Source organism: Pedobacter jamesrossensis, assembly GCF_042650905.1.
GTDB classification, from domain to species: Bacteria; Bacteroidota; Bacteroidia; order Sphingobacteriales; family Sphingobacteriaceae; genus Pedobacter; species Pedobacter jamesrossensis.
Map to the genome: position 1 here is coordinate 1 of NZ_JBHSBY010000121.1, position 14276 is coordinate 14276.

Here is a 14276-nt window from a genome sequence, read left to right on the forward strand (position 1 = left end):
AGCATTCAGATCACAGTTCAGAGGTGTGAGGAATGTGAAATTCTTTCTATTCAGATTATCTAAAATTTATGCATAAGATTAATCCCCAACTTTTTTGCTTGATCCTCGGTCTTCTTCAGCCCAAAGCTTAATGCCGATTTTTTGTTCGTAGTTTTCCATTTTTTTTGATAAAAAAAGGCATCTCAATTTTTGGTTGAGATGCCTGATACTAATATCGTAAAAAAATTGGATTATGCTAAACCGTTAACGAATTTCGTTAATTTAGATTTATTGTTCGCCGCTTTGTTTTTGTGAATAACGTTTTTCTTAGCTAAACGATCTAGCATAGAAATTACTTTAGGCAATAAATCAGAAGCAGTTTTTTTATCTTCTGCTGCACGTAATCTTTTAATAAAAGTACGTGTAGTTTTTGCCTGATATCTGTTACGTAAACGCTTAGTTGCGTTTGCTCTAATTCTTTTTAATGAAGATTTATGATTTGCCATTTTAATTTAGCCTTTATTTTTTCTTATTCGTTTCCTATAATTCGGGTTGCAAATATAGGATTAATGTTTTTAAAATACAAAACACTTTTCAATTTTTTATTGAGTTTTTTTAATCCCTTTATTTGAAGTGCAAAAGTACATTAAAATTAGCAAATTTTACAACATAAATTATATGTTATAAAATTTGCTATCTATTAAGAATACCTGCTTAAAAATGTTATTTTTGGAGAAAACGAATTTTTAGTGAAAAAACGAATAGCCATATTTGCTTCAGGTTCGGGCTCTAATGCCCAAAAACTAATGGAGCATTTTAAAAGAAGCACCGATATAGAAATTTCTCTGGTATTAACCAATAATGCAGATGCCTATGTTTTACAAAGAGCAGATAATTTCGAAATACCCAGCCATATTTTCGATAAGCACGAATTTTATAAAACGGATGAAATCATAGACTTACTTAAAAACCTGGATATAGACTTTATTGTACTAGCTGGTTTTTTATGGCTTATTCCTAAAAACTTAATCGAAGCCTATCCTGGCAGAATAATCAATATACATCCGGCTATTTTACCGAAATTTGGCGGTAAGGGCATGTATGGCGACAATGTACACAATGCGGTTATTGCAGCTGGGGAAACCGAAGGCGGTATAACTATTCATTATGTAGATGAGAATTATGATGAGGGTGAATATATCTACCAGGCCAGATATAAAATAGATAAGAACGACAATCTGGAGATGGTAAAATTCAAGGGCCAACAACTTGAACATTTACACTACCCAAGAATTGTAGAAAGCATTGTTAAAAAGATTAAGAAATAATTTTAGCCTTAGATACTGCCTTTATGTGCCATAAATTGTTGCAAATTATAGTTTAGGCAGAATTCTTATCAAAGAAAATCACTAATATTTTTGTGTTTACCTTTTAATAAACAATTTAAAAACTACTCTGGTAGCCTAAATCGATTCATCAAAAGTAAAACCAAGTTTAACTTTCTAATCAAGCGGAATTAAAATCAAGCAACCATTTCTAAAATTAGCAAAAATTCTAAAATGCATAAAATCACCACTTCTCAATAAACTAATTATTTTTTTTAACAATGAGGTTGATTTTTACACCAGAAACATAACAAAAAAACCATCGTGTTTTACTACCTTTGCGGCTCAAAATCTACAGTAGAATGAGTCAGTCCATTAAAATCAAAAACGCTTTAATTTCAGTATATTATAAAGACGGTTTAGCTCCGTTGGTAAAATTGTTAGCCGCTCAAGGCGTACAGTTATTTTCGACCGGCGGAACCGAACAATTTATTAAAGATTTAAACTTGCCAGTTACGGCTGTTGAAGATTTAACGGGCTATCCTTCTATTTTGGGTGGACGTGTTAAAACTTTGCACCCGAAAGTATTTGGTGGCATTTTAAACCGTAGAGGCTTAGAAGGCGACAAGCAGCAAATAGCAGAATACGAAATTCCAGAAATTGATTTGGTTATCGTTGATCTATACCCATTTGAAGAAACGGTAAAGGCTGGCGGATCTGCTGAAGAAATCATCGAAAAAATTGATATCGGTGGTATTTCTTTAATTCGTGCCGCTGCTAAAAATTTTAACGATGTGGTTATTATTGCATCCAAAAATGATTATCCTACTTTACAAGCACAATTAGAAGCGCAAAACGGAGAAACTACTTTGGCACAGCGTAAATCGTTTGCTAAAACTGCTTTCCATACATCCTCTCATTATGATACGGCAATTTTTAATTATTTCAATCAGGAAGAGCCACTTGATGTTTTCAAACAAAGTGTAACAGAGGCAAAAACTTTGCGTTATGGAGAAAACCCTCATCAAGGTGGTGTGTTTTACGGTGATTTAGATGCCATGTTTACCAAATTAAACGGCAAAGAACTCTCTTATAATAATTTAGTTGATGTTGATGCAGCGGTTGCTTTAATTGATGAATTTGAAGACCCTACCTTTGCAATTTTAAAACATACAAATGCTTGCGGCATTGCTTCCCGTCCAACGGTTAAACAAGCTTGGTTAGATGCATTAGCTTGCGATCCTGTTTCTGCTTTTGGTGGTGTATTAATTACAAATGTTGAGGTTGATTTAGAAACAGCTCAGGAAATTAACAACTTGTTTTTCGAAGTTTTAATTGCTCCTTCTTATCAGCCAGAGTCTATCGAATTATTCAGCAAAAAGAAAAACCGTGTTATTTTACAACGCAACGAAGTAGAGTTAAGCAAAAAACAATTTAAAACATTATTAAACGGTGTTATTGAGCAGGATAAAGATTTAATTATCGAAGGCCCTGAGCAAATGATAACCGTTACCGATAAAGCGCCTACCGCACAAGAATTAAAAGATTTATATTTTGCCAACAAAATTGTAAAACACACTAAATCAAATACCATTGTTTTGGTTAAGGATGATGTTTTAATTGCAAGCGGTGTTGGTCAGACTTCACGTGTTGATGCATTAAGACAAGCAATTGAGAAAGCAGCTTCTTTCGGTTTCAGTGTTAAAGGAAGTGCTATGGCATCTGATGCTTTCTTCCCTTTCCCTGATTGCGTAGAGATTGCAGCTGAAGCTGGAATTACGGCTGTTTTACAGCCAGGTGGTTCTATTAAAGATGCTGATTCTGTTGCAAAAGCAAATGAAAAAGGCATTGCAATGGTTACAACTGGCGTTAGACACTTTAAGCACTAAGCTGAGGTAGAAGGCGGAAGGTTTAAGGTTTGTTTCTACTCATTCATTGCGAGGCACGAAGCAATCTTAAACCCTCGGTTTGTGTCCTAAAAAAACCATACAAATGGTCTGTGAGGACGCAGACCATGGAAAATATTGTCATCATGAGCGTGGTCGAAGGACAAATATTTTGTGCTCGACTAGAAGATGGTCTTCGGCAAACTGAGACTGACAACTTGCAGGGGATTTTAGAATGGAACGGGAATTAAAAAAATCGAATCCAAGTAAAATAAACCCGATAGCAGTGGTAATATTTTTGTCCAAGGGCATTTGAATACGTTCAGATTGGCAATTAACAAAAATATTATTACCAATAGCGGGAAAGATTTAACCTAAGAATTACAGGTTTCGATTTTCCAAATATTTTAATTGCAACAAAATCAATTAAATGAATAAGGAATATCAAACTTAAAACAATAAAAAAGCTATTTTTACATTAGGAATAGTATAGATTTAACAAAATTAAAATAAAGACACCTTCTACATGGGATTATTTAACTGGTTTACGCAAGAAGTTGCCATCGATTTAGGCACAGCGAACACCCTAATTATACATAACGACAAAGTGGTTGTAGATGAACCATCTATCGTTGCTTTTGACCGTACTACAAACAAAGTTATTGCCATCGGTCGCCAGGCCATGCAAATGGAGGGTAAAACCCACGATAATATAAAAACCGTTCGCCCTTTAAAAGATGGTGTTATTGCCGATTTCAACGCTGCAGAAGCAATGATTAAAGGTATGATTCGCATGCTTAACGGCGGTAAAGGCTGGATGTTTCCATCTTTACGTATGGTAATTTGTATTCCATCAGGCATTACAGAGGTAGAGAAACGTGCAGTACGTGATTCGGCCGAAATTGCTGGTGCTAAAGAGGTTTACCTGATTCATGAGCCAATGGCTGCTGCTGTAGGTATTGGAATTGATGTGGAGGAGCCGATGGGTAATATGATTATCGATATAGGTGGCGGTACTACCGAAATTGCGGTTATTGCTTTATCTGGTATTGTTTGCGATCAATCTATCCGTGTTGCGGGAGATAACTTCGACTCCGATATTGTAAATTATATCCGTCGCCAGCATAACATTATGATCGGTGACCGAACTGCTGAAAAAATTAAAATTGAAGTTGGCGCTGCTTTACCTGAATTACAGGATGCACCTGCTGATTTCGCCGTTCAGGGTCGTGATTTAATGACAGGTGTTCCAAAACAAATTACAGTTTCTTACACGGAGATTGCGCATTGCTTAGATAAATCGATTTCAAAAATTGAAGAAGCGATTTTGAAGGCTTTAGAGATTACACCTCCAGAGCTTTCAGCAGATATTTACCAAACTGGTATTTATTTAACAGGTGGTGGTGCGTTACTAAGAGGCTTGGATAAACGTGTTGCGGCCAAAACTAAACTACCAGTTCATGTTGCAGAGGATCCGCTACGTGCGGTTGTTCGCGGAACCGGTATTGCGCTTAAAAACATCGGAACATATAAATTCTTAATGCAATAAATTACTGTTACGGGTTATGAGTTAAAGGTTAAAAGCCAAAACTCATAACCTACAACTCACAACTCATAACCGAATGCGTAACCTTTGGATTTTCATAAGCAGATACAACGCATTTTTCTTGTTTATTATCTTTTTCGTTATTGGTGTTTACCTAACGGTGAAGAACAATTCTTACCAACGCAGTGTAACCTTAAACTCTACAAATGAGGTTGTTGGCACGGCCTACGAAAGGCTAAATATTTTTAAAAGATACTTAAACCTGGGAATGGTAAACGATAGTCTTGCGGCAGAAAATGCCAAGCTCAAAACAAAATTGTTAAGCTTAACTACGGTTGATTCTGCAAAAGACATAAAAGTCATCGATACAACAACCAATCAGCAATACACTTATCTGGCAGCTAAAGTTGTTAAAAACTCTATTACCTTACGTAATAATGTAATGACGATTAACAAAGGAACTCTGGATGGAATTGAAGCGAACATGGCTGTAATCTCTCCTCAACAAGGTGTAGTCGGTTTTATTCGTGATGTATCTCCTCATTTGGCTACCATACAATCGCTTTTGCATAAAGACACTAAAATTAGTGTTGTAATTAAAAAGAATAACGCAATCGGATCTTTAGTTTGGGGCGATGGCAACTTTGACATTAAAAAAGCCTTTGTTAAGGAAGTTCCTAATCACATCAAAATGAGTGTTGGCGATACAATTGTGACTTCTGGCTTTGGCAAATTCCCTGCCGGTATTCTTGTTGGTCGGTTAAGCAAAACGAACATTGCAACAAACGATAATTTCTTATCAGGAGAGGTTAACTTATTTAACGATTTTGGTACACTGCAATATGTTTACGTTATAAAGGATAAATTAGCAAAGGAACAAGAGACTTTAGAAAACCCTGTTAAACCAAAATGAACAGCAGATTAATCATAGTAAATATAATCAGATGGTTCATCCTTTTATTTGTGCAGATATTTTTGCTCAAAAATATGGGGTTCTACGATTTATCTACGCCTTTTATTTACGTTTTATTTCTATTGCTTCTGCCATTTGGCATTCCAAATATTGTATTGTATTTACTGGCATTTGGAACGGGCTTAACCCTCGATGCCTTTTACGATACTATGGGCGTACACGCTACAGCTTGTGTGGTTTTGGCATTTGTTCGGATTTCATTTATATCCATCAGTTTAAATAAAGATGCAATTGACGACCCAGAGCCTTCTTTAGGCTATATGGGCTTTCAATGGTTTGCTTTATATGCTTTCCTTTGCATAATCACCCATCACCTTGTGCTGTTTTTTTTAGAAACATTTAGGTTAACAGAAATCGGTTATACCTTAATGAGATGTGGCTTAAGTTGTATCTTTACACTACTTATTATTTTACTGGTAGAGTTTATCTTCTATAAAAGAACATCTCGCTAATGGAGCAGTTATTTAATCGCAAGTACGTTATACAAGGTTTATTTATTGTTATTGTCCTTATTTTACTGGCAAAACTCTTTTATATACAAATTGTTAGCGATAAGTTTTTTGTTGCTGCAGAAAGTAACGTACTAAAGAAAAAATTCAAATACCCAGCCCGTGGTGCCATTTTAGATCGCCACAATAAGGTTATCGTTCAAAACGAACCTGTTTACGATTTAATGGTTATCCCAAACGAAGTGAAACCTTTTGATACACTTGCACTTGCTAATGCCCTTGAAATTTCTTTTGAAGATGTTCGCAAGAATCTAAAAAAAGCAAGAGGGAAATCTAATTATCAATCTACCCCTTTTTCTAAACAGATTTCTGTACAAAGTTATGCACGGCTACAGGAAATCATGTATCGTTTTCCGGGTTTTTCAACTCAAGACAGAACCATACGTCATTATCCCGACAGTGTTGCAGGGCAATTATTTGGCTATGTAAAGGAAGTTAGCCAAGTCGATATTGACAAATCAGAAGGCTATTATCGCTCTGGCGATTATATTGGCAAAAGCGGACTAGAACGTTCTTATGAAAATGTTTTACGTGGGGAACGTGGCGTTGTTAACACTGTTTACGATGCTAAAAACACGCCTCAAGGAAGTTATGCCGATGGGAAATACGACATTAATGCAGTATCTGGAGAGCGCTTAATTTCGGGCATCGATATCGAGGTTCAGAAACTGGGTGAAGAATTAATGCAAAACAAAGTTGGTGCAGTTGTGGCAATAGAACCTTCATCTGGCGAAATTATTGCAATGGTGAGTAGCCCGGGTTACGATCCAAATTTATTGGTTGGAAAAAGTCAGGGAAATAATTACATGGATTTAATTGGCAATCCCTACCGCCCATCAATGGTTCGCCCAATTCAGGGGTATTATCCTCCAGGCTCATCTTTTAAACCCATTGATGCGCTGATTGGTTTACAAGAAGGAGTTATCGATCCTAATATGACATTCAATTGCCCGGGTTATTACATGGCCGGAAATCATAAAGTAAAATGCGAACACGTTGATGGAAACATTAGCATGCGTAGAGGAATTGCAAGAAGCTGCAATACCTATTTCTGTCATGTTTTCCAAAAATTGATAACCAAAAACGGCATGAAGAACCAACGTCAGACGTATCAGGAATGGCGTGATAAAGTTGCAAAATTCGGTTTTGGAACAAAATTAGATATCGATTTGCCTTTCGAAAAGAAAGGATATTTTTATAATGCAGATCATTACGATAAAATTTATGGAAAGCGTTGGGGTTATACAACCGTAATTTCTCAGGCAATTGGGCAGGGTGAGATAACTGCAACACCTTTGCAAATTGCAAATGCAATGGCAATTATTGCAAATAGAGGTTATTACATAAGACCACATTTAATAAAGGCAATAGGCGATAAAATGCTGGTTAAAAAGGAATATGTAACTAAAAATTATGTTGGTGTTGATGCAAAATATTTCGAACCCGTAATTGATGGAATGCAGGATGCGGTTAACAGTCCGTGGGGAACAGCTGTATTGTCAAGAATCCCGGATATTTTGATGTGCGGAAAAACTGGTACGGTTCAAAACTCAAGAGGAAAAAACCACTCTGTTTTTATTGGTTTTGCACCACGTGATAACCCAAAAATTGCCATTGCCGTAATTGTAGAAAATGCAGGCTTTGGAAGCACCTACGCAGCTCCAATAGCGAGTTATATGGTAGAAAAATACATTCAGGGCAAAGTAACTGGCGCAAGGGTTGCTCAGGTAGAATGGATGAAAAAACAAAACCTGCTCCCTCCGTTAATTGATAAAACTAAAAAAATCAGACTCTCGAAGATGGATAGTTTGAAAATAAAAAAGGCTGATTCTACAAAAAAAGTTAAGGACAGTTTACGAATTAAAGCAGCATCAACCAAAAGACCATTATCGGTACAATTAATAAACAAACCAAATAGTAAAATCAGCAACCCTGAGGGCACAAAAAAATGATGCAGCAACAAGGAAATCGCTTCTTTTTTAATGTAGATTGGATCACGGTTTTAATCTACATCGCTCTGTGTGCAATTGGTTTTACAAATATTTATGCCTCCATTCCTCATCCAGAAAACGCAACTGCTTTTGATTTTACCAGTAGCTATGGCAAACAATTAATCTATATTGTTTCTGGATTGATATTAGGCCTATCCATCTTGTTATTTGATGGTCGTTTATTTAATGTATTTTCTCCATTTATTTATGGAGGAACCTTATTACTCTTAGTAGCAGTGCTTGTTGTTGGCAGAAATGTTGGCGGAAACCAAGCCTGGATACCGATTGGTTCCTTCAGATTACAACCTTCAGAATTTGCAAAATTTGGAACTGCATTATTTTTAGCCAGATATGTAAGTAGTTTTAATCCCAAATTCAGAGATTTTAAATCGATATTTTTTGCTGCCATTATTGTATTAGCGCCGCTAATATTAATTATGCTACAGCCAGATACAGGATCAGCATTGGTATTCCTCGCTTTTATGTTCCCCCTTTACCGTGAAGGCTTATCAGGCTATTTTCTTTTAATATTTCTGGGAATGATTGTACTTTTTGTGGCTGATTTCCTCGTACCAACCTATATTTTAATTCTCATTCTTTTAACGATTGGAGGATTATTCATCTATGCCAACAAGCGAAAACAAAAGCTCATTATAACGACAGTACTGGTTACATTAATTGCCATAGGCTATCTGTTTTTAATTAAGGTTGCTTACGAAAAAGTTCTAGCACCACATCAACGTAGCAGAATTGAATTAATGTTAGGCTTAAAAACGGATAACAGAGGTGCGGGTTATAATGTAATACAATCTCAAATTGCAATAGGTTCAGGGCAGGCAACAGGCAGAGGCTTTATGCAGGGCACACAAACTAAATATGGCTACGTACCCGAGCAAAGTACAGATTTTATTTTCTCTACCGTTGGCGAAGAATGGGGATTTCTGGGCTGTTCTGTTTTAATTGGTTTATATAGTTTTCTTTTGCTAAGATTGGTTAATCTTGCAGAAAGGCAACGTTCTACTTTCTCCAGAGTTTATGGATACAGCGTAGCCTGTATATTGTTTTTCCATATTTTTATTAATATCGGGATGACTATTGGTATTATCCCAGTTATCGGAATTCCCCTTCCATTAATTAGTTATGGGGGTTCTTCGCTATGGAGTTTTACCATATTGCTGTTCATTTTCCTGAAGTTGGATTCTAACCGAATGGGCTTTATTTAACTTAGATGAATGAAAAAAGAGCAAGGAATAAAGATAAGTTCTATTAAAAACCTACATATTCTTTGCTCTTTTTTCCTTGTTCTTTATTCTTATTTGCTAAATCTTCTGTTTAACAATTCGTAAAACTGATCAACTGTATTCTGTTTCGCTGCCCAGTTATTCTTAGCTGCATAATTATTTTGAAGGAAGCTATCTGCTGCTTCAAAACTCGTCATTTTGTTTACGATATCGATTGCCTCAGAATAAGCCATATTATAACCACTAAAAAGATCTTTTATAAAAAGCAATTTCTCGTTTAAATTAATTGCCTGTTTCAAATCTGCAACTGGGGATTTAACCGTTTCAGTTTGACTATGCGTTTTTGCCAGCAAATCGTTCAAAGTTGGCGCTGCCTTTTCAGCTATTGGTGCTTCTACAGGTTTTACCGGAACAGCCTGTGGTACAAATGCAGGCCTTTCTTCTACCGCAGGGGAAATAATTGGTTCATCATATTCAACGGCCTTTACTGGCTCAACATCTTGCTGCTCTACCCTAGAAAACAAAGTTTGAGGCGCTTCTTCCTTAACCTCTTCCTCATGAGGAATTAAAAATGGTTCAGGACCTATTTCATCATCATCGGTCGCAACAGGCTCATTTATTTCTTCCTTCTCGTGAATTCTTTTCTTTTGAGCTAAAATTTCCTCTTCCTCATGACTTAAAGGTCGGTCGAAAATTTCATCAACAGATTTTTCTTCATAATCAAATTTATCATCCGCAGAATGATTACCCAAAACAAATTCAAAACTATGGTCGTCCTGATCAGGCTTGAAAAAATTATGTTCTAATATCTTTTCGGTAGTTTCTTCCTTAATGATTTCATCTTCTATACGCTCCTCTTCAGGCTCAATATCAATTCGCTCCTCTTCTTCTTGGGCAGTTGCAACTTCCTCCAAAGTTGAAGGTTCATATACTTCTTCTTGGGCAGCATAGCCTTGGGTCGCCTCTGGCAAAACAATTGTATTATGCTCTTCCAATAAAAAACCTGTATCGGTTTCTGCAGGATGCGGCGGTTGAGTTAATGTATTTAATTTCTGTGCAATTCTGACATGATCAGATAGAAAATCGGCATTGGCTAGAAAAAGTTCCATTTCAAGCTCATTGAGATTTTCAGGGGTTTTGGACATGAATTGATACTGATCATTCAATTCTGTTAAAATACTACCTATCTTCCTGAAAATGTCTTGTTGATTCATCATAAATATTAAACGATTTTTTAGCTGATTTATGTTGGTAACTAAGTATTCAAAAATAACACATAATTATCATATTTGTTCGGTTTAAAAATTATACTTTCCTTGCGGGTTTTTCTCATTAAAAAGAAAGTTACATCATCATATCAAGCGATTCAAAAAGCCTGACAATGAACATTATAAATATTGCGCATGTTATTTAGCGAACAAAACTTTAGAAGAAGAGGCGAATTCTCTGGGAGCATAGAAGTTGTATGCGGCTCGATGTTCTCGGGCAAAACAGAAGAATTGATAAGACGTTTGAAGCGTGCTCAGATTGCCAAACTAAATGTAGAAATATTTAAACCACGTACAGATACCCGCTACCATGAGAGTGCTGTGGTTTCTCACGATTTAAATTCAATAAACTCCACTCCTGTTGATAGCGCTTCTGCAATTTTACTTTTAGGAACCAATACTCAGGTTGTTGGTATTGATGAAGCGCAGTTTTTTGATAACGAATTACCTGATGTTTGCAATAAACTTGCCATGAAAGGCATACGTGTTATTGTCGCCGGTTTAGATATGGATTTTACCGGTAAACCTTTCGGCCCTATGCCTGCTTTAATGGCAATTGCCGAACATGTTACCAAAGTAAATGCAGTTTGTGTTTGCTGTGGTAATCCTGCTTTGTACAGTTATCGCACCGTAGCCGACGAATCGACTGTTTTGCTTGGTGAAAAAGAAAGTTATGAGCCTCGTTGCAGAGCTTGCTACAATTTAGATAAGGGTTAAGTTGGCTGGTTAGCTAATTGTTAACTTTGTTAATCTGTTTGGTGGTTCGAAATCTCAACTCAATTTATTAGAAATTTATAATTCTGAAATAAATACTCATCTAAAGTTTTTCTCATAAACTTAGGCTTTGTCAATGCTTGCCGAAGCACCTTTGAAAGCGTTTAGAGCGTTATTAAACAAAACATTCCCAAACCGTTCAAATACTTTAAATAGAAACCAATTAAAATGGCAAAGCCTTATTATCTGTATCTTTAGTCAGAATTTCATTCTTGATATGGATAAACAATTTCAAATTAATGCTTTTAGAGCAGGAATAGCCCAATTTGTAACCTTTACAGATGTTGAATGGGAAATGCTCACCCAATACCTGGATTTTTCTACCTTAGATAAAAAGGAATATTTTGCTGTTGAAGGTAAAGTATGCGACTACATGGCTTTTATTGTTCAAGGTGCCTTACGCTACCATCATATTAAAGACGGGCAAGAAATTACCGGTTATTTCAGTTTCGAAAATGAATTTGCAAGCGCATACAAAAGTTTCATAAAGCGTACGCCTAGCACCAATTATATTCAGGCATTAGAAGAAACTAAGCTTATACTAATCTCTCACAGTAACTTCCAAAAAATGTTAAACAACCCACTTTTGGCTTTAAAAATAGAACGTTTTGGTCGTTTGATTGCTGAGTATTATATCTGTTGTTATGAAGATCGGGTAACTTCTTTTATCATTCAGAGTGCGGAAGAGCGCTACACTGAACTCGAAAAAACAAGACGTGATATTTTCCAACGTGTTCCGCAACACTTCATTGCTAACTTTTTAGGCATCACACCTGTTTCCCTTTCCCGTATCCGCAAGCGAACGCTCTTGCAATAAAAAAATATATCAAGTTTCGAAGATCATTTATTAAATTATAAAATCGATAAACCTTATCTTTTGTTAACGTTTTCATTCTAATTGATGAGCTAGCTTTGTCTTAATTAAAAGAAAGAAAATATGCATACAATATTAGGTGCCGGTGGGCCAACAGCAAATGCACTAACCAAAGAGTTAATAGCTAATAATGAAACAGTCAAATTGGTAAGTAGAAAACCAGTTGCTACAAACAATCCTAATGTAAGCTGGATTAAAGCTGATTTACTAGACCAAGAAGCGCTATTTGAGGCTGCAAAAGGCTCAAAAGTAATTTACCTGTGCGCAGGACTGGTTTACGATGTGAAAATTTGGCAAGAACAATGGCCGATTATTATTCAAAATGTAATTAATTTATGTAAAAATACAGGCGCAAGGTTGATTTTCTTTGATAATGTGTACATGTATGGCCTGGTAAATGGCGCCATGACAGAGCAAACACCTTATAATCCCCAAAGTTTAAAAGGCAAAGTGAGGGCAAAAATAGCAGAACAACTAATGGCTGAAAGCCATGCTGGGAATATTAATGTAACCATTGCACGTGCCGCAGACTTTTATGGAGCAGACTCGATGAATAGTTTTTTTGATATGATGGTATTGGATAAATTTGCCAAAAACGGCAGCGCCCAGTGGATTGGAAACCCAAAAAAATTGCACAGTTTCACCTATATAGAAGATGCAGGCAAAGCCATGTACTTACTTGGACAAAGCCCAGATTCTGGTAACCAGATATGGCATTTACCCACTGCTCCTCCTTTAAAAGGAAAAGAACTACTAGAAATGGCTGCAAAGATTTACGACACCAAACCCAGCTATTCTACAATTAATAAGTTCATGCTACGATTAGTTGGTTTGTTTAAAAAAGTTGTTGCAGGCACTGTAGAAATGTATTATCAATATGAAAATGACTACCATTTCGACTCTACAAAATTCGAAAAAGCGTTCAACTTTAAACCAACAAGTTATTACGATGGAATTTTAAAGCTATCAAAAACGATGTATAAGAAGCAGAATCAATAATAATTTGAATATGGAACTACGTACCTTTAGCAAATATGAATTTAAATGCAAATAAGAATACCATTAAAACAGTTTCTATTTTGGGTTGCGGTTGGTTTGGCTTGGCTTTAGCCAAAAAGCTTGTTGCTACAGGTTATACCGTTAATGGTTCTACAACTACACCAGAGAAACTTAAATCACTTAGCGAAAATGGTATTAATGCTTTTCAGGTTAATTTTACGGCTGAAAGCATAGAGGCCGACGAAACTTTTTTTCTAACTGATGTTCTGTTCATTTGTATCCCGCCTAAAAGAAATTCGAGCGAGCTGAATAACTATCCAGATAAAATTAAAGCCATTTTAAAATCAGCTGAAGGCAAAACAGCTAAATTTATATTAATCAGTTCAACCAGTGTTTATGGTGATGAAAATACGGCAGTAAACGAACGGAGCGAAACCAATCCAGATACCGATTCTGGCAAAATGGTTTTGGCTGCAGAACAAATTTTAAAAGAAACTTGCCCAATTGATTTCACCATTATTCGCTTCGCGGGATTAATTGGCCCGGAAAGAAATCCAGGAAGATTCTTTGCAGGCAAGAAAAATATACCAAATGGTTTAGCACCTGTAAATCTGATTCATCAGCAAGATGCGGTTGGTGTTGCAGAAGCCATTTTAAAAAACGAAGCTTTTGGCAGGATTTACAATGCCTGTTCACCGGAACATCCTACAAAAAAAGATTTTTATACAAATGCTGCTAAAGAAACCGGATTAGAAATCCCATCGTTTTTAGAAGAAAAGCGAAGCTGGAAAATTGTGGAGGGTTTAAATGTTCCTGAATTTTTAGATTATAAGTTTCAAATAAAAATATAAGGGTAAAAGGAGGTGCGAAGCAATCTAATTTCAGCTCATCTATTAAATGAAGGTTGCTTG

Annotated in this window: 13 protein-coding genes; 11 read left to right on the top strand and 2 right to left on the bottom strand. The window is 36.1% G+C overall.

The window, feature by feature from the left end; genetic code table 11:
- Nucleotides 1–230: 230 nt before the first annotated feature.
- Nucleotides 231–485, bottom strand: a complete 255-nt coding sequence (rpsT, locus tag ACFOUY_RS12660; RefSeq protein WP_056092894.1) for a 30S ribosomal protein S20 — start codon at nt 483–485, stop codon at nt 231–233.
- Nucleotides 486–728: 243 nt separating this feature from the next.
- On the opposite strand from rpsT, the gene purN reads away from it, so the two are divergent.
- The 7 genes from purN to rodA all read left to right on the top strand — a co-directional run bounded on the left by purN (nt 729) and on the right by rodA (nt 9432).
- Complete coding sequence (purN, locus tag ACFOUY_RS12665; protein ID WP_378961108.1) at nt 729–1307, top strand: phosphoribosylglycinamide formyltransferase; 579 nt, start codon at nt 729–731, stop codon at nt 1305–1307.
- A gap of 359 nt (nt 1308–1666) precedes the next feature.
- Complete coding sequence (gene purH, locus ACFOUY_RS12670) at nt 1667–3193, top strand: bifunctional phosphoribosylaminoimidazolecarboxamide formyltransferase/IMP cyclohydrolase (RefSeq protein WP_378961110.1); 1527 nt, start codon at nt 1667–1669, stop codon at nt 3191–3193.
- Between the two features lie 523 nt (nt 3194–3716).
- A complete protein-coding gene (locus ACFOUY_RS12675; protein WP_056092903.1) occupies nt 3717–4739 on the top strand; it encodes a rod shape-determining protein in 1023 nt (340 codons plus the stop codon).
- Nucleotides 4740–4812: 73 nt separating this feature from the next.
- The gene (mreC, locus tag ACFOUY_RS12680) at nt 4813–5649 is read left to right on the top strand and encodes a rod shape-determining protein MreC (RefSeq protein WP_378961112.1); all 837 of its coding nucleotides are present in this window, start codon (nt 4813–4815) and stop codon (nt 5647–5649) included.
- 74 nt (nt 5650–5723) lie between these two features.
- Complete coding sequence (locus ACFOUY_RS12685) at nt 5724–6161, top strand: rod shape-determining protein MreD (RefSeq protein ID WP_378961114.1); 438 nt, start codon at nt 5724–5726, stop codon at nt 6159–6161.
- On the top strand, nt 6161–8170 hold the full coding sequence (gene mrdA / locus ACFOUY_RS12690) for a penicillin-binding protein 2 (RefSeq protein ID WP_378961116.1): 2010 nt from the start codon (nt 6161–6163) through the stop codon (nt 8168–8170). The genes ACFOUY_RS12685 and mrdA overlap by 1 nt, the downstream gene beginning before the upstream one ends.
- Nucleotides 8170–9432: a rod shape-determining protein RodA gene (rodA, locus tag ACFOUY_RS12695; protein ID WP_378961161.1), complete on the top strand. Its 1263-nt coding sequence runs from the start codon at nt 8170–8172 to the stop codon at nt 9430–9432. Before mrdA ends, rodA begins: the two co-directional genes overlap by 1 nt.
- A gap of 89 nt (nt 9433–9521) precedes the next feature.
- Here rodA and ACFOUY_RS12700 read toward each other — a convergent pair whose 3' ends face one another.
- Nucleotides 9522–10667: a hypothetical protein gene (locus ACFOUY_RS12700; RefSeq protein WP_378961119.1), complete on the bottom strand. Its 1146-nt coding sequence runs from the start codon at nt 10665–10667 to the stop codon at nt 9522–9524.
- 186 nt (nt 10668–10853) lie between these two features.
- Between ACFOUY_RS12700 and ACFOUY_RS12705 the strand changes: the two genes are divergently transcribed.
- The 4 genes from ACFOUY_RS12705 (at nt 10854) to ACFOUY_RS12720 (ending at nt 14216) form a co-directional block, all read left to right on the top strand.
- Complete coding sequence (locus ACFOUY_RS12705; RefSeq protein ID WP_378961121.1) at nt 10854–11435, top strand: thymidine kinase; 582 nt, start codon at nt 10854–10856, stop codon at nt 11433–11435.
- 133 nt (nt 11436–11568) lie between these two features.
- Nucleotides 11569–12309 (top strand): Crp/Fnr family transcriptional regulator, encoded by a 741-nt coding sequence (locus ACFOUY_RS12710; RefSeq protein WP_378961123.1) that lies wholly within the window; start codon nt 11569–11571, stop codon nt 12307–12309.
- 120 nt (nt 12310–12429) lie between these two features.
- Nucleotides 12430–13365 carry an NAD-dependent epimerase/dehydratase family protein gene (locus ACFOUY_RS12715; RefSeq protein ID WP_378961125.1) on the top strand — a complete coding sequence of 312 codons (936 nt, stop codon included), beginning with the start codon at nt 12430–12432 and terminating at the stop codon, nt 13363–13365.
- 35 nt (nt 13366–13400) lie between these two features.
- Nucleotides 13401–14216, top strand: a complete 816-nt coding sequence (locus ACFOUY_RS12720; protein ID WP_378961127.1) for an SDR family oxidoreductase — start codon at nt 13401–13403, stop codon at nt 14214–14216.
- Nucleotides 14217–14276: the final 60 nt, after the last annotated feature.